Source organism: Pseudomonas sp. GW101-3H06 (assembly GCF_059424605.1).
This window is the reverse complement of sequence record NZ_JBWKZO010000001.1, coordinates 3,381,357-3,406,470: the sequence shown is the minus strand read 5'-3', so window position 1 is coordinate 3,406,470 and position 25,114 is coordinate 3,381,357. Positions and strand designations below refer to the sequence as shown.

The 25,114-nt window shown below is 62.0% G+C and carries 19 protein-coding genes; 16 read left to right on the top strand and 3 right to left on the bottom strand.

All coding sequences use genetic code 11. The annotated features are described in order from the left end of the window. Positions 1-60: 60 nt before the first annotated feature. Positions 61-1,419 (bottom strand): glutamine synthetase family protein, encoded by a 1,359-nt coding sequence (locus tag AC07ZE_RS15485; RefSeq protein WP_207265583.1) that lies wholly within the window; start codon positions 1,417-1,419, stop codon positions 61-63. Between the two features lie 163 nt (positions 1,420-1,582). Here AC07ZE_RS15485 and AC07ZE_RS15480 point away from each other — a divergent pair, with 163 nt between their 5' ends. Then, a complete protein-coding gene (locus AC07ZE_RS15480; RefSeq protein WP_207265582.1) occupies positions 1,583-2,527 on the top strand; it encodes a helix-turn-helix domain-containing protein in 945 nt (314 codons plus the stop codon). On the opposite strand, the gene AC07ZE_RS15475 is transcribed toward AC07ZE_RS15480, so the two are convergent. Continuing rightward, a complete protein-coding gene (locus tag AC07ZE_RS15475) occupies positions 2,524-3,153 on the bottom strand; it encodes a cupin domain-containing protein (RefSeq protein WP_404940868.1) in 630 nt (209 codons plus the stop codon). The genes AC07ZE_RS15480 and AC07ZE_RS15475 overlap by 4 nt on opposite strands. Positions 3,154-3,230: 77 nt before the next feature. Further along, positions 3,231-5,192: an oxidoreductase gene (locus AC07ZE_RS15470; RefSeq protein WP_207265581.1), complete on the bottom strand. Its 1,962-nt coding sequence runs from the start codon at positions 5,190-5,192 to the stop codon at positions 3,231-3,233. A gap of 217 nt (positions 5,193-5,409) precedes the next feature. On the opposite strand from AC07ZE_RS15470, the gene AC07ZE_RS15465 reads away from it, so the two are divergent. From AC07ZE_RS15465 to AC07ZE_RS15395, 15 genes are all read left to right on the top strand, one after another. Then, on the top strand, positions 5,410-6,459 hold the full coding sequence (locus AC07ZE_RS15465; RefSeq protein ID WP_207265580.1) for an ABC transporter substrate-binding protein: 1,050 nt from the start codon (positions 5,410-5,412) through the stop codon (positions 6,457-6,459). 73 nt (positions 6,460-6,532) lie between these two features. Next, positions 6,533-7,315, top strand: coding sequence for a class II aldolase/adducin family protein (locus AC07ZE_RS15460; RefSeq protein WP_207265579.1), 783 nt, complete (start codon positions 6,533-6,535; stop codon positions 7,313-7,315). Between the two features lie 130 nt (positions 7,316-7,445). Continuing rightward, the gene (locus AC07ZE_RS15455) at positions 7,446-8,081 is read left to right on the top strand and encodes a TetR family transcriptional regulator C-terminal domain-containing protein (RefSeq protein ID WP_207265578.1); all 636 of its coding nucleotides are present in this window, start codon (positions 7,446-7,448) and stop codon (positions 8,079-8,081) included. Positions 8,082-8,201: 120 nt separating this feature from the next. Beyond that, a complete protein-coding gene (locus AC07ZE_RS15450; RefSeq protein WP_207265577.1) occupies positions 8,202-8,918 on the top strand; it encodes a response regulator in 717 nt (238 codons plus the stop codon). Next, on the top strand, positions 8,918-9,694 hold the full coding sequence (locus AC07ZE_RS15445) for a substrate-binding periplasmic protein (protein ID WP_207265576.1): 777 nt from the start codon (positions 8,918-8,920) through the stop codon (positions 9,692-9,694). Before AC07ZE_RS15450 ends, AC07ZE_RS15445 begins: the two co-directional genes overlap by 1 nt. Then, positions 9,691-11,952, top strand: coding sequence for an ATP-binding protein (locus tag AC07ZE_RS15440; RefSeq protein ID WP_207265575.1), 2,262 nt, complete (start codon positions 9,691-9,693; stop codon positions 11,950-11,952). The genes AC07ZE_RS15445 and AC07ZE_RS15440 overlap by 4 nt, the downstream gene beginning before the upstream one ends. Before the next feature lie 209 nt (positions 11,953-12,161). After that, the gene (locus tag AC07ZE_RS15435) at positions 12,162-13,574 is read left to right on the top strand and encodes an amino acid permease (protein WP_207265574.1); all 1,413 of its coding nucleotides are present in this window, start codon (positions 12,162-12,164) and stop codon (positions 13,572-13,574) included. Between the two features lie 331 nt (positions 13,575-13,905). After that, positions 13,906-14,697, top strand: coding sequence for an enoyl-CoA hydratase/isomerase family protein (locus tag AC07ZE_RS15430; RefSeq protein WP_207265573.1), 792 nt, complete (start codon positions 13,906-13,908; stop codon positions 14,695-14,697). Positions 14,698-14,753: 56 nt separating this feature from the next. Continuing rightward, positions 14,754-15,914, top strand: coding sequence for an acyl-CoA dehydrogenase family protein (locus AC07ZE_RS15425; protein WP_207265572.1), 1,161 nt, complete (start codon positions 14,754-14,756; stop codon positions 15,912-15,914). Positions 15,915-15,932: 18 nt separating this feature from the next. Further along, positions 15,933-18,032 carry an acetate--CoA ligase family protein gene (locus AC07ZE_RS15420; protein ID WP_207265571.1) on the top strand — a complete coding sequence of 700 codons (2,100 nt, stop codon included), beginning with the start codon at positions 15,933-15,935 and terminating at the stop codon, positions 18,030-18,032. Between the two features lie 10 nt (positions 18,033-18,042). Continuing rightward, positions 18,043-19,650, top strand: coding sequence for a 5-guanidino-2-oxopentanoate decarboxylase (locus tag AC07ZE_RS15415; RefSeq protein ID WP_207265570.1), 1,608 nt, complete (start codon positions 18,043-18,045; stop codon positions 19,648-19,650). Between the two features lie 30 nt (positions 19,651-19,680). Further along, positions 19,681-20,871 carry a pyridoxal phosphate-dependent aminotransferase gene (locus tag AC07ZE_RS15410; protein WP_207265569.1) on the top strand — a complete coding sequence of 397 codons (1,191 nt, stop codon included), beginning with the start codon at positions 19,681-19,683 and terminating at the stop codon, positions 20,869-20,871. Beyond that, on the top strand, positions 20,864-22,279 hold the full coding sequence (locus tag AC07ZE_RS15405) for an aldehyde dehydrogenase family protein (RefSeq protein ID WP_207265568.1): 1,416 nt from the start codon (positions 20,864-20,866) through the stop codon (positions 22,277-22,279). The genes AC07ZE_RS15410 and AC07ZE_RS15405 overlap by 8 nt, the downstream gene beginning before the upstream one ends. A 97-nt stretch (positions 22,280-22,376) precedes the next feature. Beyond that, the gene (locus tag AC07ZE_RS15400) at positions 22,377-23,984 is read left to right on the top strand and encodes an ABC transporter substrate-binding protein (RefSeq protein WP_207265567.1); all 1,608 of its coding nucleotides are present in this window, start codon (positions 22,377-22,379) and stop codon (positions 23,982-23,984) included. Positions 23,985-24,154: 170 nt separating this feature from the next. Continuing rightward, entirely contained in the window at positions 24,155-25,114 is a 960-nt protein-coding gene (locus AC07ZE_RS15395) for an ABC transporter permease (protein ID WP_207265566.1), read from the top strand.

The window sequence follows — 25,114 nt, the reverse complement described above, 5'->3', positions numbered from 1 at the left end:
CACAGGTCCAATGTGGGAGCGAGCCTGCTCGCAAAGAGGCCTTCAAGGACGGCGTTATTCTCAGACGCTCAGCAGCAGAAACTCCCGCTCCCACGAGCTGATCACCCGCTTGAAGTTTTCGTGCTCGGCGCGTTTGACCGCGACATAGCCACGCACGAACTTGCTGCCCAGATAGCGGCCGATGGCGTCGCACTCTTCCATCTGGGTCAGGGCGTCCTCGATGGTGATCGGCAGGCGCAGGTTGCGGCGTTCATAGGCGCGACCCTGCACGGCAGCGCTTGGCTCAATGCCTTCGACCATGCCGATATAGCCGCACAGCAGGCTGGCGGCGATGGCCAGGTACGGGTTGGCGTCGGCCCCCGGCAGGCGGTTTTCCACGCGCATCGCCTCCGCGCTGGAGGTCGGCACGCGCAGGCCGACGGTGCGGTTTTCTTCGCCCCATTCAACGTTGACCGGTGCCGAGGTGTCCGGCAGGAAGCGGCGGAACGAGTTCACGTTGGGTGCGAACATCGGCAGCACTTTGGGGATGTATTTCTGCAAGCCGCCGATGTGGTGCAGGAACAGTTCGCTCATGTTGCCGTTGTCGTCAGCAAAAATCGGCTTGCCGGTGGCGACGTCCACCACGCTCTGGTGAATGTGCATGGCGCTGCCAGGCTCGTCGCCGATCGGCTTGGCCATGAAGGTCGCGGTGACGTTGTGCTTGAGCGCGGCTTCGCGCAGGGTGCGCTTGAACACGGTGATCTGGTCGGCCAGATCCAGCGCGTCGCCATGACGGAAGTTGATTTCCATCTGCGCCGGGCCGTCTTCGTGGATCAGCGTATCGAGGTCCAGGCCTTGCAGTTCGCACCAGTCGTAGACGTCTTCGAACAGCGGGTCGAATTCGTTGGTCGCGTCGATGGAGAACGACTGCCGACCACTTTCCGCGCGACCGGAACGGCCCAGCGGCGCCTTGAGCGGCAAGTCCGGGTCTTCGCAGCGTTGGGTCAGATAGAACTCCATTTCTGGCGCCACAATGGGCTTCCAGCCTTTATCGGTGTACAGCTGCAGGACTTTTTTCAGCACGTTGCGCGGCGACAGTTCGATGGGGTTGCCGAACTTGTCGAAGGTGTCGTGAATCACGATGGCGGTCGGCTCGATAGCCCATGGCACCACGTACACCGCATCGGCGTCGGGCTTGCAGACCATGTCGATATCGGCAGGGTCGAGCAGGTCGTAGTAAATATCGTCGTCGACAAAGTCCCCGGTTACCGTTTGCAACAGCACACTTTCCGGCAGGCGCATGCCTCGCTCATGCAGGAACTTGTTGGTGGGTGCGATTTTGCCGCGTGCAATGCCGGTCAGATCGCTGACGACGCACTCGACTTCGGTAATCTTGTGATCTTTCAGCCATGTGAACAGCTGATCGAAAGGGACATTCATAAAGACCTCGTTATTGGTTTTATTAACGCCAGGAGACGCCGGTTTCATCTGCCGGGCACTTCCCCTGTAGCGCGTTGACGACTATCTTGGGCGAGCCTTGCGGTTCCATCTATCCACTTTAAGCAGCACAAAGCGCACCAAAAGAGTGCGCGAGAACACCCCCATGACAGTCTCTAAGACAGTGCGCGATTCACTCCAGGTTCAAGCCTTCAATACCGAAGATGTCGCCGAGCAAATCCGCGCCACACCGGGTTGGGTCCAGCATTACCAACAGATGTCGCCGGGGCATTTCGCCGGGTTGGTGCGCTATCTGGACTTACAGGGCGTGGAGATTTACGAAGAGTCGATGAACACTCGGGTCGAGCAGAATTTCAGTGCGCCGCAGGGGTCACTGGCGTTCTGTTTTGATCGCAGCGACAACGCGCTGTACGTGTTGAATGGTGAAAGCCGTAACATCTGGATCACCCCGGAGAACTACCAGGAAATCGCCGTGGTGTTCGGTCCGGAGTTTGTCCAGCGTCACAAACTGGATATCGCCCGACTTGAAGGGCTGTTCATGGCGCCGCTCAATTCGCAGCAGAATGCGCTGTTCAGCCGCTGGCTCAGCGGCACGTTGACGCGGTTGTCGCAGACCTTCGATCCACCGAGCCGTGAAGCCCTGACCCAGCAGTTGCTGGACGACTGCCTGTTCATTCTTGACAACGCTTGTGTCTGTCTCGATCAAGGCGCGCTGCAACGCCGGGCCGGAGAGCGCGCGATCATGAAGCGGGTAGGGGACTGGGCGGCGGACACACCGGAAGAACAGCTGAATTTACTGGAGCTGTCCCAGGTCGCCGGGGTTTCACTGCGCCAATTGCAACATGCGTTCAAGACCTACACCGGCATGGCGCCAACCCAATGGCTGCGCCTGCGCCGCCTCAACAGCGCGCGCCGTGAACTGCTCAGCCGCACGTCGACGCAAACCACCGTTGCCGAAGTGGCGATGCACTGGTCGTTCTGGCATTTGGGACGGTTTTCCAGCAGCTATCGCGCACTGTTCAAGGAGTTACCGAGTGACACCTTGAAACGCGCGAGCACCGCTCAGCCGATGAATCGCGGGCGGCGCTAGAAGGTTGGCGGGGTAATCACCCAGATCACCACCGCATCCACCTCGCCGGGGTTGCCGTAACGGTGCGGTTCCTGGCTGGAGAAGCTGAAGCTGTCGCCTTCGTTGAGCTGGAAATAACGCTCGCCCACCCACAGTTCGAAACTGCCCGACAACAGGTAACCGGCTTCTTCGCCTTCATGGCTGTAGCTTTGCTGGCTGTAGGTGCCTGGCGGGAAGCGGGAGTGGAGCATTTCCAGCTGACGGTTGGGGGTTGGGGTCAGCAACTGATCGACGATGCCATCTTCGTAATGCACGCTCAGGCGACTGTTCTTGCGCACCACCACGCCGTCGTCTTCGGGATTGGTGTTGGCTTCGCTGGCGAAGAACCACTGGATGGTCACGCCCAGGCTGCGGGCGATGTTGAACAGCGCCGGGATCGACGGATAGGCGAGGTTGCGTTCCAGTTGGCTGATATAACCGGCGGTGAGTTCGCTTTGCTGTGCCAGTTCGGCCAGGGTCATGCCCCGGCGTTTGCGCAAGCCACGAATGCGTGTGCCGAGAAAGTGCGGTTCGGCGCTGCCGGTTGCGGGCTGTGTGGTGCTGTTGGTGCTCATTGTGAATTCCGAACCGGGGGAGGGCTTATCCATAATCCCTGTGGGAGCGAGCCTGCTCCCTCCCACAGGGGGCGGGGGTTAGCCGTTTAGGTCCCGGAGTATAAACAGGCTTAAAGCTCCCACGCGACTTTCAACCCTTCATAAATCGCTTCTTCGGCGGTGCGCGGGGCCAGGCAATCACCGATGCGCCGAAATTCCACCAGGCCTTGCAGTTCATCGCCGAGGGTGTCCACCGGCTGATGGCCCTGGCACAGCACCAGCGTGTCGATGTTTTCCAGCAACATCGGCTCGCCGCTGGCCGTGTGTTGCAGGTAGACGGTGTTGTCGTCGCAACCGTACAGCCGCGCATAAGGGGTGATGGGAATCCCCAGCTTGTGCAGCTCGCCAGCCAGTTGATCGCGCACGTACAGCGGCAGACTCTCCCCGCAATGGGTGCCGTTGACTGCCAGTTGCACCTGATGACCGGCGCGGGTCAGGCGCTCGGCGATGCCGGGGCCGATCCAGTCGCAGCGCCAATCGACCACCACCACCGAACGCCCGATCGGTACCTCATCACGCAGCACTTGCCAGGCGTCCACCACCTGCAGTTCGCCGCCGCGTTCGAAGGGCGGCCAGTACGGTTCGGCGCCGGTAGCGACGATCACCATGTCGGGTTTTTCCTGTTCCACCAACGCGCGGTCGACCCGGGTGTTGCGCACCACGCGCACCCCGGCCAGTTCCATTTCCCGCTGCAGATTGGTGCTGGCGCCGCCGAACTCGCTGCGCCGCGGCAGCAATTGCGCCAGCAGCACCTGACCGCCAAGTTGCGAGCTGGCTTCGTACAGCGTCACCTCATGCCCGCGCTGGGCGGCAACGGCGGCGGCCTTCATGCCGGCCGGGCCACCGCCGGCGATCATGATCCGTTTGCGTACTTTGACTGTTTGGCGCTGGCCAAAAATCAGTTCGCGTCCCGTTTCCGGGTGCTGGATACAGGAAATCGGCAACCCTTTATGGAAGTGCCCGATGCACGCCTGGTTACAGGCGATGCAGGCGCGCACGTCTTCGGCGCGGCCGGTGTCGGTTTTGTTGGGCATTTGCGGGTCGCAGATCAGCGCCCGGGTCATGCCACAGACGTCGGCCTGGCCACGGGCGATGATCAACTCGGCTTCCTGGGGCTGGTTGATGCGCCCGGTGACGAACAGCGGAATGTTCAAGCCGGCCTTGAAGGTCCCGGCTTCTTTCGCCAGGTACGCCGCTTCAATCGCCATCGGCGGCACGATGTGCACCGCGCCGCCCAGCGAGGCCGAAGTGCCGGCGACGATGTGCACATAATCGAGTTGCCCTTGAAGCGATTGCACGGCGGACAGTGACTCGTCTTCGGTCAGGCCTTCAGGGTCGCGCTCGTCGGCGGAAATGCGCAGGCCGATGATGAACGCCTCGTCGGTACAGGCCCGAATCGCAGCGATGACTTCGCGCAGGAAACGCAGGCGCTGTTCCAGTTCACCGTTGTAGCCATCGGTGCGGCGGTTGACCCGTGGATTGATGAATTGCGCCGGCAGATATCCGTGACTGGCCACCACCTCGACGCCATCGATCCCGGCCTGATGCAGACGTCGGGCCGCGGCGGCATAACCGGCGACGATCTCGTCGATCATCGTCTGATCCAGCGCCCGTGGCATGACCCGGAAACGCTCGTTGGGCACCGTCGATGCGGAGTAGGCCACGGCCAGCAGGCCATCGGCGGACTCCATGATTTCCCGGCCCGGATGGAACACTTGCGACAGCACCACGGTGCCGTGGGCGTGACAGGTCTCGGCGATCTTGCGGTAGCCGTCAATGCAGGCATCGTCGGTGGCCATCAGCACATGGGAGGTGTACCGCGCGCTGTCATGCACGCCGGCCACTTGCAGCACGATCAGCCCGACCCCGCCTTCGGCGCGCGCCCGGTGATAGGCGATCAGTTGCTCGTTGACCAGGTTGTCGGTGGGCATCGAAGTGTCATGACCGCTGGACATGATGCGGTTCTTCAGGCGCTTGCCACGGATCTGCAACGGTTCGAACAGGTGCGCAAAAGCAGGGGTCGGGCTCGGCATGGTGCGGGTACTCCAGGCAGGCTGAAGCCGAAAGGCCGGGTTTCGGCGTTGTTATTATTGTTGTATAGAAATTTACCGTCAGTAAAAAATCAACTTGTTTTTTTACTTCACCTTGCAGTAGTTTCGTTTCGAGCCCGCTCCTGGGGCGCACCTCACCAACAATAAAAAAGGGCCGAACGGGCACACATCCCGACGGCACCTGCACGAGGAACCATTGATGAAATCGCACACGCTCAAGCACGGTTTTTATCCCTTGGTGCTGTCCCTGGCCATGGGCATGGGCAGCGCCCAGGCAGCATCGGACATGGTGGTGGTCGGTTACGGCGGTGCTGGACAGAAAGCCCTCGACGCGGCGTTCTTTCAGCCTTTCGCCACGCTGGATCAAAGCAAGGTCATGCAGGCCGAATACAACGGTGAGATGGCCAGGATCAAAGTGATGGTTGATACCGGCAACGTCGACTGGGACGTGGTGCAGATCGAAGGCCCGGACCTGATGCGCGGTTGCGAAGAGGGCATGTACGAGCGTCTTGACTGGACGCGACTGGGGCATGCCGACCAGTTGATCCCCGAAGCGGCACAGGAATGTGGATCGGCTGCAATGGTCTGGAGCGTGGCGATTGCCTACGACACCGACAAACTGGCGCAAGCCCCGACCTCGTGGGCCGATTTCTGGGACGTGAAGAAAACCCCCGGCAAACGCGGGCTGCGTAAGCGTGCGGTGTACAACCTGGAATTCGCCTTGCTGGCCGACGGGGTGAAAACCGAAGACGTCTACAAGGTACTCGCCACCCCGCAAGGCGTGGACCGCGCGTTCGCTAAACTGACCGAACTCAAGCCCTGGATCCAGTGGTGGGAGGCGGGCGCGCAACCCCCTCAATGGCTGATGTCGGGCGACGTGGTGATGACTTCGACCTACAGCGGACGCATTGCCGACGCCGCGCAAAAAGGCAGCCATCTTGGCCTGGTCTGGCCCGGCAGTCTGTATGGCATGGACTACTGGGCGATCATCAAGGGCTCCAGGCATGTTGATCAGGCCAAGCGCTTCATCGCTTTTACCAATCAGCCGGATGCCCAGGTCAACTATGTGAAACTCATTCCGTACGGGCCGACCAACACCCTGGCTGCCGCGCAACTGGACGACAAACTGGCCAAGTGGGTGCCGACCGCACCGCAGAACCTCAAGGGGGCGCTTTCGATGAACGTCGGCTTCTGGGTTGATCATGGCGAGGAGTTGGAGGAACGCTTTAACGCGTGGGCCAGCAAGTAAACGACGACGGCTGGACGTCGGTGCACGTCCAGCCGTAATGTCTGCCAGCCGATTTGCCTGGAGAACTACAACAATGAATGACCTGACTGCCGAGCCTGTGCGCAGCACCACTGAACAGCGTCTGCGCGAAGAACTGGCCGCCTGTTATCGCCTGATTGCGCATTTTCGCATGACCGATCTGATCTTCACCCACATCTCGGTGCGCCTGCCGGGGCCTGAGCATCACTTCCTGATCAACCCGTATGGATTGATGTTCGATGAGATCACCGCTTCCAATCTGGTGAAGATCGATCTGAATGGCCGGGCGGTCGAGCCGTCGCCATATCCGGTCAATCCTGCTGGTTTCGTGATTCACAGTGCGATTCACGGCGCCCGTGAAGACGCCCAATGCGTGCTGCACACCCACACCAAATCCGGCTGCGCAGTCGCCGCATTGAAGTGCGGGTTGTTGCCGGTGAATCAGATTTCCATGGAGTTCTACGGCAAGGTGGCTTACCACGACTATGAAGGCGTGGCGCTGGACATGAGCGAACAACAGCGGCTGGTGGCGGACATGGGCGACAAGCCGGTGTTGATGCTGCGAAACCATGGCTTGCTGACCGTGGGCGAGACCGTCAGCCAGGCGTTCTTGCGCATGTATTACCTGGAAAAGGCCTGTGAAATTCAGCTGGCCGCGCAAGCTGCCGGGGAACTGGTGCTGCCACCGGCGCAGGTGTGCGAACACACGGAGCGACAGTTCAATGATCCGGGGCGGCCGCTGGATGAAGGGGAGTTGAGTGATCCGGACGCCATGCAATTGGCCTGGGCGGCGATGTTGAGGTTGCTGGATCGGGTGGCGCCGGGGTATCGGGACTGATCCAGATCCTGTATTGAATGGGTTGACGTCTTCGCGAGCAGTCTTTCAGGCGCGCATGGTCTTGCTGTACAGTCGTTCAGCTCGCCAGCAAAACGCGGGCCCCTTCGATTGAATCCAGGAGCATGTCGCCATGAATCAGGAAGCCCGTTTTTCCCGCATGGAACCGGAGTTGCGCAAGGCCAATCTGATCGAGGCGACGCTGGTGTGTCTCAAGCGCCACGGTTTCCAGGGCGCTTCGATCCGCAAGATTTCCGCTGAGGCGGGTGTGTCGGTGGGCCTGATCAGTCATCACTATTCCGGCAAGGACGCACTGGTGGCCGAGGCCTACATGGCGATCACCGGACGGGTCATGACCCTGCTGCGCGACGCCATGCAACAGGCGGCACCCAATGCCCGTGAGCGTTTGTCGGCGTTTTTCCGTGGTTCGTTTTCCGCCGAATTGCTCGACCCACAGTTGATCGATGCCTGGCTGGCGTTCTGGGGCGCGGTGAAAACCGCCGAGGCGATCAACCAGGCTCACGATCATTCCTATGGCGAGTACCGCGCCATCCTGAGCAAGGTACTGATGGAGCTGGCACAGGAAGAAGGTTGGGAACAGTTCGACGCCGATCTCGCTGCAATCAGTCTCAGCGCCTTGCTCGATGGCCTGTGGCTGGAGTTGGGTCTGAACCCCGGCACCTTTACCCCGGAGCAGGGCATCCAGATTTGCGAGGCCTGGGTCGACGGTTTGCAGGCAGGTGGGCGCCAGCGATTTTCAATCAAGTAGCGCCAGGTGCAGACGAGCAGCTGTTGATCGCCCGTTCAGCAGTGGCTACTCTCAGGCGCTGATGCAACAAAACACTCTAATAAGAAATAGGCCTTCGGGCCCTGTGCAGGACACCACGTAATGACGCCTCGGGTACTGATCGTCGATGACGATCCGCTGATTCGCGAACTGTTGCAGGCCTATCTTTCCCAGGAAGGTTATGACGTTCATTGCGCCGCCACGGCGGAACTGGCCGAGACCTTCCTGGCCAGCCAGACCGTCGACCTGGTCATGCTCGATATCCGCTTGCCCGGCAAGGACGGCCTGACCCTGACCCGCGAACTGCGGGTGCGTTCGGAAGTCGGGATTATCCTGATCACGGGGCGCAACGATGAAATCGACCGCATCGTCGGCCTCGAATGTGGCGCCGATGACTACGTGATCAAACCCCTTAATCCACGGGAACTGGTGTCCCGTGCGAAAAACCTGATTCGCCGGGTTCGGCACGCGCAGATTCCGCAACCGGTGGCGACCGTATCCAAACCGGTCAAACAGTTCGCCGATTGGGCGCTGGACACCGACCGCCGTCGCCTGATCGACCCGTCCGGCTGTGAAACCCTGCTGACCCACGGCGAATACCAGTTGCTCAGCGTGTTCCTGCGCAACAGCGGCCACACCCTGAGCCGCGATCAGTTGATGGACCAGATCCGTAACCGCGAATGGGTGCCCAACGACCGCTCCATCGATGTGCTGGTGGGCCGTTTGCGCCGCAAGTTGCACGACGATCCCGCCGAACCGCAGCTGATCATCACCATCCACGGTGCCGGCTACCTGTTCACGGCCAGCCTGGCCGCGTGATGGTTGTAGCGCGACTGCTCTGGCTACTGGTGCTGCTGTCGGGCACCACGCAGGCGGCGGACAAGGTGCGGTACTGCGATTATCCGGTGTACCCGCCGATCTCCTGGAGCGACGGCAAACAGGTGCGTGGCCTAGCGCCGAGCGTGGTGAAAAAGCTGTTCGGCGAACTGGGCTACGAGGTCGAGATCGTGGTGCTGGGTAACTGGAAGCGTTGCCTGCTCGACGCCGCCGAAGGCCGGGTCGACGTGGTGCTGGCCTACAGCTCCGCACAACGGGAACAAAACATGCTGTTTTCCACGGTGCCTGTGCTGCGCGAAGAAGTGGCGTTGTTCATCAATCGCCGGCACCCGGTGAAGTTCGAACGGTTGCAGGACCTGGCCAACTACCGTGGCGGCTTGCTGTTCGGTGAAAGCTACGGCGTGGCGTTCGATCGCATGGTCGCGCAAAACAACAACATCGAATGGGTCGCAGGCAGCCACCAGAACTTCGGCAAGCTGATTCGCGGGCGCATCGACTTCATCACTCAGGAACGCCGTACCGGTCAGTTGTACGTGGAGAACCTCCCTGGCGGACAAGACATCATCGCTTTGCCCAATGCTCTGAGCGTGGATTACTTGCGGGTGGCGGTTTCGCGCCGTTCGCCGCTGGCCAATCGCATGCCCGACATCAACGCCCAGCTGCAACGCATGGTGGAGGCCGGCGATATCGAACGCCTGCTCAATGAGAGCGAAGTGACCTACCGTGACATGATCAACCTGCCGGCGGGCGCACCATGATACGCGCTCGTCCCGGTGGGCTTCTGCGGCGTCTGTTGCTGTTCATACTGTTGTTCAGCCTGTGCTTCACCGTGCTGGCCAGCAGCGTGCAGCTGTACATCGAATACCGCCGTGAAATGCGAGAGATCGATTCGCGCATGGCGCTGATCCGCGCCGGCTATCTGGCAAGCCTGGAGCGCAGCTTGTGGGATCTGAACCAGGAACAGTTGAACGTGCAGTTGCGCGGTCTGGTGGACTTTTCCGACGTCGCGCGGGTGCACCTGACCAGTCCCGATTATGACTTGCTGCATGAGAGCCCGGACCCGATCGGACCGTTGCGCATCGAGCGGTTTGCCCTGGACTATCAACCGCCGTCCGGCCCGTTGCGCCAACTCGGCGAGCTGGAAGTCAGCACCGACCTGGGCGCGGTGTATCAGCGCCTGTATGCCACCGGGCTGACCAGCCTGTTGTGGATGGGCGCGTTTCTTTGCGGTTTGGCGGTGGCGCTGTCCGGGTTGTTCTATCGCCTGGTCACCCGGCACCTGCAAGTCATGGCCGGGTTTGCCCGGCGTATTGCGGCGGGCGAATGGCAGGAGCCGCTGCGCCTGGACAAGCGACGCCGCGCGCAAGAAGACGAAATCGACAGCGTGGCTCATGCGCTGGATGACATGCGTCGGGCGATCCTCAGTGACATCGAGCGCCGGGAAACCGATCGCCTGGCCTTGCAGGACAATCGCGATGAACTGCAGCGCAGGGTCGAGCGGCGCACCGCCAGCCTGATGCGCGCCAAGGACGAAGCCGAAGCGGCCAACCAGGCCAAATCGAGGTTTCTGGCGACCATGAGCCACGAACTGCGCACGCCGCTCAATGGCATTCTCGGTATGGCTGAATTGCTGCGCGGCGCCGGGCTGGAACCGCAGGACAGCAAGCGTCTGGATGCCTTGCACAAGGCCGGAGAGGGGTTGCTGGCGATCCTCAATGAGGTGTTGTTTTTCGCCAGGTTGGAGGAGGGCGCGAGCCTGCCCGAGCCGGTGGACTTCTCGATTCGCCAGTTGCTCGACCAAGTGCTGACCCTGCTGGAGCCCAAGGCGTTGGACAACGACTCGATCCTGCATTGCCGGGTCGATCAGCGGGTGGCCGATCACCACCACGGCGCCGAGCAGTTCCTGCGACAGGTGCTGAGCAATTTGCTGGCCAATGCGATCAAGTTCACCGAAGGCGGCGAGGTCAGTGTCGAGGTAGCGTTGATCGCGCAGCCTGACGAGCAGAGCGGCCAGCGCCTGCGGGTCAGTGTCACCGACAACGGCATTGGCATTGCCCCGGCGATGCAGGCGAAGATTTTCGAGCGTTTCACCCAGGCCAGCGAGGAAGTGGCGCAGCGCTTTGGCGGCACCGGATTGGGGTTGGCTATCTGCAAACATCTGGTGGAACACATGGGCGGCTGCATCGGCGTCAGCAGTGAAGTCGGGCGCGGCAGCTGTTTCTGGTTCGAACTGACCTTGCAACCGGCCAGCGAAGTCATCGGCCTGACGCCGCTACTGGGGGCGGGTCCGGCGCTGGACATTCTGGTGGTCGAAGATGTGGCGCTCAATCGCGAAGTGGCCGAAGGTCTGTTGCTGCGGGACGGCCATCGGGTGTGGCTTGCCGTCGATGCCGAGCAGGCACTGGTGCAATGCGCCGGGAGGACGTTCGATCTGATTCTGCTGGATGTGCATCTGCCGGGGATGAGCGGCGTCGAACTGTGTGCCCGGCTGCGCAGCATTGATGGACCAAATCGCCAGACCCGTATTTTCGCCCTGACCGCCAGCGTGCAACCGGCGTTGGTGCGCGGATACCTCGATGCCGGCATGGATGGCATTCTGTCCAAACCGCTGAAACTGGAGAATTTGCGCCAGGTGCTGGCGGGGCAGGCAACGGTTGCCGAATCCGCGTCTGATGACGAAACGATGGATTGGCCGCTGCTGCAAACCCATCGCACCTTGCTCGGCGAGCAAAAGGTCCAGGGCCTGCTGCTGGTGCTGCGCAATTCGATCCTTCAGCACCGTGGCGCGCTGGACGAAGCCATTGAAGCCGACGATTGCACGGAAGTTGCGCAACTGTCGCACCGCCTGGCCGGCAGCAGCGATTCGCTGGGGTTTCGTGGTCTGGCCTCGGTCTTGCGAAGGCTGGAAACAGCGGCGCTGGGCAATGATGAAGCGCAACTGCGCAGGTTGTTACCTTCGGTTCAAGCGCATATCCAACGGTCGCTGCAAACCCTGGAACACCTGTTGCAGAGCTGATGTACAAGGTTGTTACTACTTTTTACATCTTTGATCTTTACGTACAACAGGGCCTTACATGGCTTTCCAATAATCGACGCAACCGCCGCAGCGCGGTCTTCGAAGCTTATTGGAGATAATAATAATGAATTGCCGTAAAGCTGATCCTTCCCCGAGCCATGACCGCCTGTCATGCGCCGCGCCCCTCACTGACTGCTGAGGGGCCGGACATGAGCGAAAACATCGAACGCAAAGGCATCCAACTGACCCGCGCCCTGAAAAGCCGGCACATTTTCATGCTGTCCCTGGGGGGCGTGATCGGCACCGGACTGTTTATGGGCTCCGGCGTGATCATCAACCAGGGCGGCCCGGTAGGGGCAATTCTGGCCTACCTCGTTGCCGGTTTCCTGATGTACCTGGTGATGGTCTGCCTGGGCGAACTGTCGGTGCAGATGCCGGTATCCGGTTCGTTCCAGGCCCACGCGACTAAATTCATCGGCCCGGCCACCGGCTTCATGATCGGCTGGGTGTACTGGATGAGCTGGGCGACCACGGTTGGCCTGGAATTCACCGCCGCCGGAATGCTGATGACCCGCTGGTTCCCGGAGGTGCCGATCTGGTACTGGTCAGCGCTGTTCGTGGTGGTGCTGTTCGGCCTCAATGCCCTGGCGACCCGCGCTTTCGGTGAGGCGGAATACTGGTTTTCGGGGATCAAGGTCGCGGCGATTCTCGGTTTCATCATCGTCGGTGTGCTGGTGATCTTTGGCGCGATTGCGCTGACCAGCGGCGCTCCGGCACCGATGATGAGCAATCTGATCGGCGACTCACTGTTCCCCAACGGCATGTCCGCGGTGTTTGCGGTGATGATGACCGTGGTCTACGCCTTCCAGGGCTGCGAGATCATGGGCGTGGCCGCCGGCGAAACCGATCAGCCGGAAAAAAGCATTCCCCGCGCGGTGCGCAACGTGGTGTTCCGCGTGCTGATTTTCTACGTGCTGGCGATTGTCGTGCTGTCGGCCATTGTGCCGTGGCAGCAGGCGGGCCTGATGGAAAGTCCGTTCGTGCAGGTGTTCGACATGGTCGGCATTCCGTACGCCGCCGACCTGATGAACTTCGTGATCCTCACGGCGATTCTGTCGGTAGGCAACTCCGGGCTATACGCCTCGACGCGCATCCTGTGGGCGATGTCGAAAACCGGCATGGCGCCCAAAAGCCTTTCGCCGCTGAGCAAACGTGGGGTGCCGTTGCGCGCCTTGAGCATCACCCTGTGCTTTGCCCTGGTGTCGCTGATGACCAGTTTCGTCGCCGCCGACACGCTGTTCATGGTGCTGATGGCAGTAAGCGGCATGTCCGGCACGGTGACCTGGATTGTCATCGCCCTGGCGCAATACAAATTCCGCAAGGCCTACCTGCGCGATGGCGGCAAACTCAGCGACCTGAAGTACCGCGCCCCGTGGTTCCCGGTGTTGCCGCTGATGTGCATCGCGTTGTGCTGCTCGTTGTTCGTGTTTCTGGCACTGGATGAAACCCAGCGTCCGTCGCTTTATTGGGGTTTTGGATTTATTGCGCTGTGCTATGGCGCGTACTTCCTGATTCATCGCAAGCGTGAACAGGTGTTGGCACCGAGCCTGCCGAGCGCGTAGTTCCCTGATTCAACTCATCCCCTGTGGGAGCGGGCTTGCTCGCGAAGAGGACCTGTCAGTCAACCCTGTTGGCAACTGACACTCCGCTTTCGCGAGCAAGCCCGCTCCCACAGTTGTTTTGCGGTGCCGTGTCGGCAGTTGTTCGAAGTTGTAACAGAGTCATCGGCCTAAACATCCATATCGATAAAAAAACTCTATAAAACAATTAGATAGATGATGTTCGGGTCTGTTACAGCCTACTTCAACACCAATTGCCGCCTTACTGAACACTCGTTTAGTATGGCCTCAAGTCGCCACACCTCAGACCAATCACAATAATTCGAGGACTCGCATGACTACCCACGATTCGCTGCTCAGTCAGGTCGAAGCAGGCGTTGCCTGGATCACCCTCAATCGCACCGCCCAGCGTAACGCGCTGGACATCCCGACCCTGAAAAACCTGCATGCCTTGCTCGACACCTACAACGCCGATCCGGCGGTTCGTGCGGTGGTGCTGACCGGCAGTGGGCGCAGTTTCTGTGCCGGGGCCGATCTTGAAGAATGGGCCGAAGCCCAAGCCCGGGGCGCACTGGAAACCTATGGCTGGACCGAAACCGCCCATGCCTTGATGACCCGTCTGTACAGCCTTGAGAAACCGACCATCGCGGCCATCAATGGCACCGCCGTCGGCGCGGGCATGGACCTGACCCTGTGCTGCGACCTGCGTATCGCCGCGCAGTCGGCGCGCTTCAAGGCCGGCTACACCAGCATGGCTTACTCGCCGGACGCCGGCGCCAGCTGGCATCTGCCTCGGCTGATCGGTGCCGAGCAGGCCAAGCGCCTGCTGTTCCTTGACGAATTGTGGGGGGCTGACCGCGCGCTCGACGCCGGCCTGGTCAGCGATGTCTGCGCTGATGATCAGTTGCTGACCGTCGCCAGTGAGCTCGCGGCACGCCTGGCCGCCGGCCCCACCTTTGCCTTTGCCCAGACCAAAAAACTCATGCGCGAAGGCGCCGATCGCAGCCTGCCCGAGCAACTGCAGGCAGAACTGGCTGCCGGCCTGTTGTGCGGGCGCAGTGAAGACGGCGACGAAGCCCTGCGCGCGGCCATGGAAAAACGTCCACCACGCTTTATCGGTCGTTAAGTTCTGTCACGTAGCCCCGGCACACCTCTATCAGCACACGAACAACAGGTAGCACCATGAATTTCCAACTGACCCAAGAACAAGAAATGTTGGTGGACGCGGTCCGCAGTTTCGTTACCAAGGAACTGCTGCCCTATGAAGACGAAGTCGACCGTGCCGACGAAGTCTCCCCGGAGCTGGCGGCGCAGATTCGCGGCAAGGCGATTGCCGCCGGTTTCTACGCCTTCAACATGCCGGAAGAAGTGGGTGGGGGCGGCCTGGATTACCTGTCCCAGGCGCTGATCGAGCGCGAGCTGTCCAAGGTATCCTGGGCGCTGCACGTCTTCGTGGCGCGGCCATCGAAGATCCTCATGGCCTGCCAGGGCGAGCAGATCAACGACTACCTGTTGCCGTGCATCCAGGGCGAGAAAATCGACTGTTTCGCTCTCACCGAACCGGGCGCCGGCTCCGATGCCAATGCGATCAAGACCCGCGCCGTGCGTGACGGTGACGACTTCATTCTCAACGGCAGCAAGCACTTCATCAGCCACGCCGGCCACGCCGATTTCGCCATCGTCTTCGCCGTCACCGACACTTACGAGCAAAACGGCAAGAAGCGCAACGCCGTGACCTCGTTCCTGGTCGACCGCAACACCCCCGGCATGACCATTCGCCGTGGCCCCAAGTGCGTGAGCAACCGTGGCTATCACACCTTCGAAATGTTCTTTGACGATTGCCGTGTGCCGGCCACCAAGGTGCTGGGCGAAGTCGGCAAGGGCTGGGACGTTGCCAATGCCTGGCTGACCGCCGGGCGGGTGATGGTCGCGGCCAACTGCGTCGGTCAGGCCCAACGGGCGCTGGACGTGTCGCTGCAATGGGCGGCGGATCGCAAGCAATTCGGCCAGCCGATCGGCACCTACCAAGGTGTGTCGTTCAAATTGGCGGACATGGCCACGCAAATCCGTGCAGCGGAACTGCTGACCTTGCACACCGCGTGGAAGATGGACCAGGGCACCATGACCGATGGCGAGGCCGGCATGGCCAAGCTGTTCGCCAGCGAAGTGCTGGGGCGTGCGGCCGATGAGGCAGTGCAGATTTTCGGCGGCATGGGCCTGATGGACGAAGGTCCGGTGGAGCGCATCTGGCGTAACGCGCGGATCGAGCGAATCTGGGAAGGCACTTCGGAAATCCAGCGCCACATCATTTCCCGCGAGCTGCTGCGGCCGCTGTTGCGCTGATCGGTCCGGAGAATTCCCATGTCGCAAACCATTCGTGACAACCTCAAACGCATGCTCGCGCCGCGCCATGTGGCCTTCGTCGGTGGCCGAAGCATGGCCCGCGCCCTCAAGCGTTGCGCCGACGGCGGCTACCCGGGGCAGATGTGGCTGGTCAACCCGCAGCACGACAGCCTTGAAGGCGTGCCGTGCGTGCGCAGCATTGCCGACTTGCCGTGCGGGCCGGACGCGGTGTTCATCGCCACCAACCGCGACCTGACCCTGACCTGCGTCGCCGAACTGGCCGCCATCGGCACCGGCGGTGCGATCTGTTACGCCTCGGGGTTTGCCGAGACCGGCGCCGAAGGCCAGGCCCTGCAACAACAACTGCTTGAAGCCGCTGGCGACATGGCGTTGCTCGGCCCCAACTGCTACGGCCTGCTCGACTACCTGCACAGCTGCGCGTTGTGGCCGGTGGCCCATGGCGGCAAAGCGGTGGAGAAGGGCGTGGCGGTGCTGACCCAGAGCGGTAACTTCGCCTACAACCTGTCCATGAGCGATCGTTCGCTGCCGGTGGCCTACATGGCATCGGTGGGCAATCAGGCGCAACTGGGCGTGGCGGAATTGATGGACGTATTGCTCGATGAACCACGGGTGACCGCCATCGGCCTGCACCTGGAAGGCCTGAAAAACGTACCGGGCTTCGCCCGTGCCGCGCATAAGGCGCTGGAGAAGGGCATTCCGATCATCGCCCTGAAAACCGGCGTATCGCAGATCGGCGCCGAACTGGCCTTGAGTCACACCAGTTCGCTGTCCGGCTCCGATGCGCTGTACGACGCGCTGTTCGCGCGGCTTGGGGTGATTCGTGTCAGTGGCCCGGTGAGTTTCGTCGAGACGCTGAAAGCCGCTGCGTGCGGCAACCTGCCGGCGGGCGATAGCCTGATCGCGCTGGCCTGTTCCGGTGGCGATGCCGGTCTGATTGCCGACTACGTCGAACGCAATCAACTGAGTCTGCCCAAGCTCGATGAAGGGCAAGTCGGTGAATTGGCGCAGGTGTTGCCGAGCTACGCCAACCTGGTCAACCCGCTGGATTTCACCACGGCGATCTGGGGCGACGGCGAGGCACTGAACGCCATGCTCGACAGTGCCCTGCGCACTGAAGCGGACGCGGCGATGCTGGTGCTCGACTACCCGGCGCAGTTCACCGGCGAGCGCAAGGAGTGCGACCTGCTGCTGGACCTGTACTGCAAGGCGCTGGTCCGTCATGGCAAGACCGGTTTCGTCACGTCGGCCTTCCCTGAGTTGTTGCCGCCTCACGCCCGTGAGCGTTTGCATGCACAAGGCGTGGCGGCGTTGCAGGGCGTCGAAGACGGCTTGGGCGCGTGGGGGCGCATCGCCGGTTACCAGCGCAAGCGTCAGGCATTGCTGGCGCTCGGTGAATCGGCACTGGTTCCGCTGTGCCCGCAAGCGCTGGTAGGCGAAGGTCAATTGCTCAACGAATGGGATTCGAAGCAGGCCTTGCGTGCCTTTGGCCTGCCGACGCCCAACGGTGTGTTGAGTACGCCGGACAACGCGCTGAAGGACGCCGAAGCACTGGGCTATCCGCTGGTACTCAAGGCCGTCAGCGCACACCTGCCGCACAAGACCGAAGCCGGTGCCGTGGCACTGAACCTCAAGGATCCCGCGGCCCTGAGCGCCGCGCTGGACACGATGCGCGCCAGCATCAAGGCGTACGCGCCGGATGTGGCTTTCGATCGGCTGCTGCTGGAGCCGATGGCCAAGCCACCGCTGGCGGAGCTGATTGTCGGGATCAAGCGCGAAAACGATTTCGGCCTGGCCCTGGTGATTGGCGCCGGCGGGATTCTGGTGGAGTTGCTCAAGGACAGTCGCAGCCTGTTGCTGCCGACCACCGATGGGGCGATTCGCCAGGCCTTGCTAAGCCTGCGTAGCGCTCCGTTGTTGCAAGGCTTTCGCGGTCGCCAGGCGGCGGATCTGGAGGCGTTGGTATCAGCGATCCGCGCCGTGGCTGATTACGCCTGCGAGAACGCCACGCAGTTGCTGGAACTCGATGTGAATCCATTGTTGGTCGGTGCCGATGGCACGACCGCGGTCGATGCGTTGATTCGCATCGCTCATGCGTGAGGACCTGAACATGCAAAGCAAAACCTTGAGCGGTGGCCAGGCGCTGGTGCGTCTGCTGGCCAACTACGGCGTCGACACCGTGTTCGGCATTCCCGGCGTGCACACGCTGGAGTTGTATCGCGGCTTGCCCGGCAGCGGCATTCGCCATGTATTAACGCGGCATGAGCAGGGCGCCAGTTTCATGGCCGACGGCTATGCGCGGGTCAGCGGCAAACCCGGCGTCTGCTTCGTCATCACCGGCCCCGGCGTGACCAACGCCGCCACCGGCATCGGTCAGGCCTACGCCGATTCGATTCCGATGCTGGTGATTTCCAGCGTCAACCACACGGCCAGCCTCGGCAAGGGCTGGGGCATCTTGCACGAGTGCCAGGACCAGCGTGCGATGACCGCGCCAATCACCGCGTTCTCGGCGGTGGCCTTGACCGCCGAGGACCTGCCCGAACTGATCGCCCGCGCTTACGCGGTGTTCGACAGCGAACGTCCGCGCCCGGTGCACATTTCGGTGCCGTTGGACGTGCTGTCGGCACCGGTCGCCTGCGACTGGAGCAACGAAGTGGTGCGTCGCCCCGGTCGCGGTACGCCGGCCGCCACGGTGCTGGACGAAGCGGTCGCGAAACTGCAAGGCGCCAAACGGCCGATGATCATCGCCGGTGGCGGTGCCTTGAATGCCGCGCCGCAATTGCAGGAACTGAGCACTCGATTGGCCGCGCCGCTGTTCACCAGTGTTGCCGGCAAAGGCCTGCTGCCACCGGACGCACCACTGAATGCCGGTTCGTCGCTGTGTGTGGAACCAGGCTGGAACCTGATCGCCGAGGCCGATGTGGTGCTGGCGGTCGGCACGGAAATGGCCGACACCGACTTCTGGCGCGAACGCCTGCCGCTCAATGCCGAACTGCTGCGGGTGGACATCGATCCGCGCAAGTTCAACGACTTTTACCCGTGTGCCGTGGCGTTGCAGGGCGATGCGCAACAGACGCTGGCGGCTCTGCTGGAACGCCTGTCACCGGACATCCGTGATGCCGACGCAGCCATTGCCAAGGTCGCGGCACTGCGTGAGGCGATTCAGGCGGGCCATGGTCCGTTGCAATCGATCCATCAGGCGATTCTGCAGCGCATTGCCGCCGAACTGCCGGCCGACGCCTTCATCAGCACCGACATGACCCAACTGGCCTACACCGGCAACTACGCCTTTGCCAGCCAGGCAACCCGCAGCTGGTTGCACCCCACCGGCTACGGCACCTTGGGCTACGGCTTGCCCGCCGGCATCGGCGCCAAGTTCGGCGCGCCGCAACGTCCGGGCCTGGTACTGGTGGGCGACGGCGGCTTCCTCTACACCGCACAGGAACTGGCGACGGCGGTGGAGGAACTGGACAGCCCGCTGGTGGTGTTGCTGTGGAATAACGACGCGCTGGGGCAGATCCGTGACGACATGCTCGGCCTGGACATCGAGCCCATCGGCGTACTGCCGCGCAATCCCGACTTCGCCGCCCTGGGTCGCGCCTTCGGTTGCACCGTGAGCCAGCCGCAAAGCCTGGCCGAATTGCAAACCGACCTGCGCCACGGCTTCAAGCGCAACGGTGTGACCCTGATCGAACTCAAGCATGCCTGTGCACACTGATTTTCACCTTTGTAATGGGGGGACGGCTTTATGCGCTTTTCCGATCTGACTCAACGTATCGCCGGCGACGGCGCTGCCGCCTGGGATATTCATTACCGCGCACTGGCCATGCTGGAGCAGGGCAAGGACATTCTGCTGTTGTCGGTGGGTGACCCGGATTTCGACACGCCGCAACCCATCGTGCAGGGCGCCATCGACAGCCTGTTGTCCGGCAATACCCACTACGCCGAGGTGCGCGGCAAGCGCGCCTTGCGTGAAGCCATCGCCAAGCGCCACCGGCAACGCAGCGGTCAGTGGGTGACAGCGGACGAAGTCACGGTGTTGGCCGGTGCGCAATGCGCGCTGTTCAGCGTCGCCCAGTGCGTGCTCAATCCCGGCGATGAGGTGATCGTCGCCGAACCGATGTACGTCACCTACGAAGCGGTGTTCGGTGCCTGCGGCGCGGTCGTTGTGCCGGTGCCCGTGCGTTCGGAAAACGGTTTCCGCGTGCTGCCCGAGGACGTTGCCGCGCGCATCACCCCGCGTACCCGTGCCCTGGCGCTCAACAGCCCGCACAACCCGTCAGGGGCGAGCCTGCCGCGCAGCACCTGGCAAGCCCTGGCCGAACTGTGCATCGCCCATGACCTGTGGCTGATTTCCGATGAGGTCTACAGCGAGCTGCTGTTCGACGGCGAACACGTCAGCCCGGCGAGTCTGCCGGGCATGGCTGAACGCACCGCGACCCTCAACAGCCTGTCGAAATCCCACGCCATGACCGGGTGGCGCGTGGGCTGGGTGGTGTCGCCGCCATCGTTGGCCGCGCACCTGGAAAACCTCGCACTGTGCATGCTCTACGGTTCGCCGGATTTCATTCAGGACGCGGCCGTGGTGGCACTGGAAAGCCAGCTGCCGGAACTGGACGCCATGCGCGAAGCCTATCGCCAGCGTCGTGATCTGGTCTGCGAAAGCCTGGCCGATTGCCCCGGCGTACGCGCCTTGAAACCCGATGGCGGCATGTTCGTGATGGTCGACATCCGCGAAACCGGGCTCAGCGCCCAGGCGTTCGCTGATTGCTTGTTGGATCGCCATGGCGTGTCGGTGCTGGCCGGCGAAGCCTTTGGTCCCAGCGCGGCGGGTCATATTCGCCTCGGGCTGGTGGTGGGGACCGCGCCCTTGCGCGATGCCTGCCAGCGCATTGCGCGCTGTGCTCAAGAACTGATGGAGTCGCAGGTACATGCTTAACCACAAGGCACTGTTTATTGATGGGCGCTGGCAAACGCCTTCGGGCCAGGGCGTCGCCGAGGTGATCAACCCGGCCACCGAAGAAGTGGCCGGTAGCGTGCCTTTGGGTGATGAGCGCGATGTCGACAACGCCGTGGCAGCAGCGCGCAAGGCCTTTGCCTCATGGTCGCGCACGCCGTCCAGCGTCCGCGCCGGGTACATCCGCGCCTTGGCCGAACAACTGAAAACCCGTGCCGATGAGATGGCGGGGGTGATCACCACCGAACTGGGCATGCCGGTGCAATGGTGTCGTTCTGTGCAGGTGGACGGGCCGATCATTGGCCTTGAGCAATACGTCGAACTCGCCGGTTTGATGGATGAGGTGCGTGAAGTCGGCAACTCGCTGGTGATCCGCGAAGCAGTGGGCGTCTGTGCCTTCATCAACCCGTGGAATTACCCGCTGCACCAGTTGATCGGCAAACTCGCGCCGGCCCTCGCTGCCGGTTGCACCGTGGTGGTCAAGCCGAGCCAGGAAACCCCATTGCACGCGTTTTTGCTGGCGCAGATGATCGAAGGCATCGGCCTGCCGGCCGGGGTGTTCAACCTGGTCAGCGGACCGGGTTCGAAAGTCGGCGAAGCGCTGGCCAAGCACCCGGACGTGGACATGGTGTCGTTCACTGGTTCCACCGGCGCCGGGGTGCGGGTTGCGCAAGCGGCGGCGCCTTCGGTGAAACGGGTGTGCCTGGAACTGGGCGGCAAGTCGCCGTTGCTGATTGCCGAAGATGCCGATCTGGCCGCCGCGGTGCGTTATGGCGTGCAGGATGTGATGATCAACTCCGGACAGACCTGCACCGCGTTGACCCGCATGCTGCTGCCGGCCAGCCGTTATGCCGAGGTACTGGAGATTGCGCGGGAGGAAACCCTGAGCCTGAAGATGGGCGATCCGCTCGATCCACAGAGTTTCCTGGGGCCGATGTGTTCCGCCGGGCAACGCCGCACAGTGCTCGATTACATCAAGGTCGGCCAACAGGAAGGCGCACGCCTGCTGTGCGGTGGTGACTCGGTACCGGGCTTTGAGCGCGGTTACTACGTCAGCCCGACGTTGTTTGCCGACGTCGACAACCAAATGCGCATCGCCCGTGAAGAAATCTTCGGCCCGGTGCTGTGCCTGATTCCCTATGCCGATGAGGCGCAAGCCATCCAGATCGCCAACGACTCGCCGTTCGGCCTGTCCAGCGGTATCTGGGCCGGCAGCGCCGAGCGCGCGCTGCAACTGGGTCGGCAATTGCGCGCGGGCCAGTGTTTTCTCAACGGCGCGGCGTTCAACTACCAGGCGCCGTTCGGGGGCTACAAACAATCGGGCAATGGACGTGAATGGGGGGAAGAGGGGCTCGGTGAATTCGTCGAAGTGAAGGCGATCCAGGTGTGACCGATGGCAATTTGAACGTCTTACGCACCGGGCCTGTGCCCGGTGCCTTGCGTGGTTTTGAACAGGTATTTCATTAGCGTTTATCAGGGGCAATGCAATGAGCGATAACAAAAACAAGATTACTCAAGCGAACCATGAATTCAGCTTTGCGCGCCGGGACTTTCTCAAGTACAGCGCCGCGGCGGCGGCGGCGGCGATGGCCGGGGCGTTCTCCATGGGCCTGCCGTTGGGTGCGATGGCTCAGCAAGCCACACCAAAACCCGGTGGTGTACTGCGCCTGGGCCTGGCCGGCGGCAGCACCACCGACTCCAAAGACCCCGGCTCCTGGAGCGACACCTTCACCTTCGTCGGCTTCTCGGCGGTCTATAACACCCTCACCGAAATCGCGGTCGATGGCACGGCGATTCCGGAACTGGCCGAAAGCTGGACCTCGACCCCGGATGCGCGTGTCTGGACCTTCAAACTGCGCCAGGGCGTGACCTTCCACAATGGCAAGACCTTGACCGCTGACGATGTGGTCGCCTCGATCCAGCATCACCTCGGGGAAAAATCCACGTCGGCGGCCAAGACCGTGTTGGGCGATGTGGCCAAGGTCAGCGCCAATGGCAGCGACAGCGTGGTGTTCGAGCTGCATTCGGGCAATGCCGATTTCTCTTACGTGGTCGCCGATTACCATCTGGTGATCATGCCGGGCAAGGACGGAACGCCGGATTGGCAAGCGGGCGTCGGCACCGGCGGCTATCGCCTCAAGGACTTCGAACCGGGCGTGCGCATGACCCTGGAACGCAGCCCGGATTACTGGAAAGCCGGACGCGCGCACTTTGCCAGCGCTGAGCTGATTGCCATCTCTGATGGCGCGGCGCGGGTCAACGCACTGGTCACCGGGCAGGTGGACGTGATCAACAAGGTCGACCTGAAAACCGTGGCGTTGCTCAAGCGCAACCCGAACCTGATCATCGAAGAAACCAAGGGCGCCCAGCACTACACCTTCCCGATGCTCACCGACAGCCAGGTGTTCCAGAACAACGACGTGCGCCTGGCGATGAAGCACGCGATCAACCGCGAAACCCTGCTGGCGTCGGTGCTGTACGGTTATGGCCTGGTGGGTAACGATCATCCGATCCAGCCCGGCAGCCGCTTCATCAACACCGCGCTGGAACAGCGTACCTACGATCCGGACAAGTCGCGCTTCCACTTGAAAAAGGCCGGCCTGGATTCGCTCAAGGTCCGTCTGCAAGCCTCCGATGCGGCCTACACCGGCGCCGTCGACGCCTCGGTGCTGTTCAAGGAACAAGCGCGTGCGGCCGGGATCGACATCGATGTGGTGCGCGAGCCCGCCGACGGCTTCTTCTCCAATGTCTGGATGAAACAGCCATTCACCACCTCGTTCTGGTACAGCAGCCTGACCGCCGACCGCATGTTCAGCATCGGTTATGCCAAAGGCGCGGCGTGGAACGAAACCCATTGGGACAACCCGCGTTTCAACCAACTGCTCAACGCTGCCCGCGGCGAAATGAACGAGCCGCTGCGTCGCGAGATGTACAACGAAATGCAGGCGCTGTGCCGCGATGACGGCGGGGCGATCGTGCCGCTGTTCGCCAGCTCCGTGGCGGCGCGTTCCAACCGCGTTGTGCACGGTGGGCAGACGGCGCCCTATGGCGAGCTGGATGGACTGCGGGTGATCGAGCGGTGGTGGCAGGCGTAATGCCCCGATCCATCAAACAATGAAGATCAACTGTGGGAGCTAGCCTGCTAGCGATGGTGGCGGCACAGTCGCCATCCATGTTGGCCGACAACCCGCTATCGCCAGCAGGCTAGCTCCCACAGGTAATTCGCAGTCTTCAAAGGCGTGCCCCAATTCAAAGGAACTGCACGATGAGAAGTATTTTCAAGCTGTTGGGACAGCGCCTTGCGCTGGGGCTGTTATCGCTGTTTGCGGTGTCAGTGATCATTTTTCTCGCGGTCGGCATGCTCCCGGGCGATATCGCCCAGGCCATGCTCGGCCAGTCCGCCACGCCGCAAACCGTGGCGGCGTATCGGGCGCAACTGGGTCTGGATATGCCGGCGCTGACCCGTTTCGGGCACTGGATCTGGAATCTGTTGCAAGGCGATCTCGGCGTGTCGCTGGCCAACCAGCGACCCATCGCCGATCTGGTCGGTGCGCGCCTGGGCAATACCTTCAGCCTGGCGCTGCTGGCGGCGCTGGTGTCGGTACCGCTGGCCTTGTTGCTGGGCATGCTTGCGGCGTTGTACCGCAACAGCTGGTTCGACCGTTTGCTCAATACTTCGGCGTTGAGCGCGGTGTCGTTCCCCGAGTTTTTCGTGGCCTACATCCTGATCCTGGTGTTTGCGGTCAAACTCAACTGGTTCCCGAGCATTTCCAACCTGTCGCCGAACGCCTCTCTGGGTGAGGTATTGGAGCGCTCGGTGCTGCCGGTCGCGACCCTGAGCCTGGTGGTAATCGTGCAGATGATGCGCATGACCCGCGCTTCCCTGATCAACCTGCTCGCCAGCCCGTACATCGAAATGGCCCGGCTCAAGGGCATCAGCCAGTCGCGGATCATCTTCCGTCATGCCTTACCCAACGCGCTGGCGCCGATCGTCAACGTGGTGGCGCTGAACCTGGCCTATCTGGTGGTGGGTGTGGTGGTGGTCGAAGTGGTGTTTGTCTATCCAGGCCTCGGCCAGTTGCTGGTGGACTCGGTGGCCAAGCGCGATATCCCGGTGGTGCAGGCCTGCAGCCTGATCTTCGCCGCGACCTACATCCTGCTCAATACCAGCGCCGATGTGCTGTCGATTGCCAGCAATCCACGCCTGATGCATCCGAAGGGGTAA

Bases quoted from the DNA above. Each gene is read 5' to 3' on its own strand.
- AC07ZE_RS15450 (WP_207265577.1), top strand. From the start codon at position 8,202: ATGACGCCTCGGGTACTGATCGTCGATGACGATCCGCTGATTCGCGAA.
- AC07ZE_RS15395 (WP_207265566.1), top strand. From the start codon at position 24,155: ATGAGAAGTATTTTCAAGCTGTTGGGACAGCGCCTTGCGCTGGGGCTG.
- AC07ZE_RS15430 (WP_207265573.1), top strand. From the start codon at position 13,906: ATGACTACCCACGATTCGCTGCTCAGTCAGGTCGAAGCAGGCGTTGCC.
- AC07ZE_RS15460 (WP_207265579.1), top strand. From the start codon at position 6,533: ATGAATGACCTGACTGCCGAGCCTGTGCGCAGCACCACTGAACAGCGT.
- AC07ZE_RS15425 (WP_207265572.1), top strand. From the start codon at position 14,754: ATGAATTTCCAACTGACCCAAGAACAAGAAATGTTGGTGGACGCGGTC.
- AC07ZE_RS15455 (WP_207265578.1), top strand. From the start codon at position 7,446: ATGAATCAGGAAGCCCGTTTTTCCCGCATGGAACCGGAGTTGCGCAAG.
- AC07ZE_RS15410 (WP_207265569.1), top strand. From the start codon at position 19,681: ATGCGCTTTTCCGATCTGACTCAACGTATCGCCGGCGACGGCGCTGCC.
- AC07ZE_RS15485 (WP_207265583.1), bottom strand. From the start codon at position 1,419: ATGAATGTCCCTTTCGATCAGCTGTTCACATGGCTGAAAGATCACAAG.
- AC07ZE_RS15420 (WP_207265571.1), top strand. From the start codon at position 15,933: ATGTCGCAAACCATTCGTGACAACCTCAAACGCATGCTCGCGCCGCGC.
- AC07ZE_RS15480 (WP_207265582.1), top strand. From the start codon at position 1,583: ATGACAGTCTCTAAGACAGTGCGCGATTCACTCCAGGTTCAAGCCTTC.
- AC07ZE_RS15470 (WP_207265581.1), bottom strand. From the start codon at position 5,192: ATGCCGAGCCCGACCCCTGCTTTTGCGCACCTGTTCGAACCGTTGCAG.
- AC07ZE_RS15400 (WP_207265567.1), top strand. From the start codon at position 22,377: ATGAGCGATAACAAAAACAAGATTACTCAAGCGAACCATGAATTCAGC.
- AC07ZE_RS15405 (WP_207265568.1), top strand. From the start codon at position 20,864: ATGCTTAACCACAAGGCACTGTTTATTGATGGGCGCTGGCAAACGCCT.
- AC07ZE_RS15435 (WP_207265574.1), top strand. From the start codon at position 12,162: ATGAGCGAAAACATCGAACGCAAAGGCATCCAACTGACCCGCGCCCTG.
- AC07ZE_RS15465 (WP_207265580.1), top strand. From the start codon at position 5,410: ATGAAATCGCACACGCTCAAGCACGGTTTTTATCCCTTGGTGCTGTCC.
- AC07ZE_RS15440 (WP_207265575.1), top strand. From the start codon at position 9,691: ATGATACGCGCTCGTCCCGGTGGGCTTCTGCGGCGTCTGTTGCTGTTC.
- AC07ZE_RS15415 (WP_207265570.1), top strand. From the start codon at position 18,043: ATGCAAAGCAAAACCTTGAGCGGTGGCCAGGCGCTGGTGCGTCTGCTG.
- AC07ZE_RS15445 (WP_207265576.1), top strand. From the start codon at position 8,918: ATGGTTGTAGCGCGACTGCTCTGGCTACTGGTGCTGCTGTCGGGCACC.
- AC07ZE_RS15475 (WP_404940868.1), bottom strand. From the start codon at position 3,153: ATGGATAAGCCCTCCCCCGGTTCGGAATTCACAATGAGCACCAACAGC.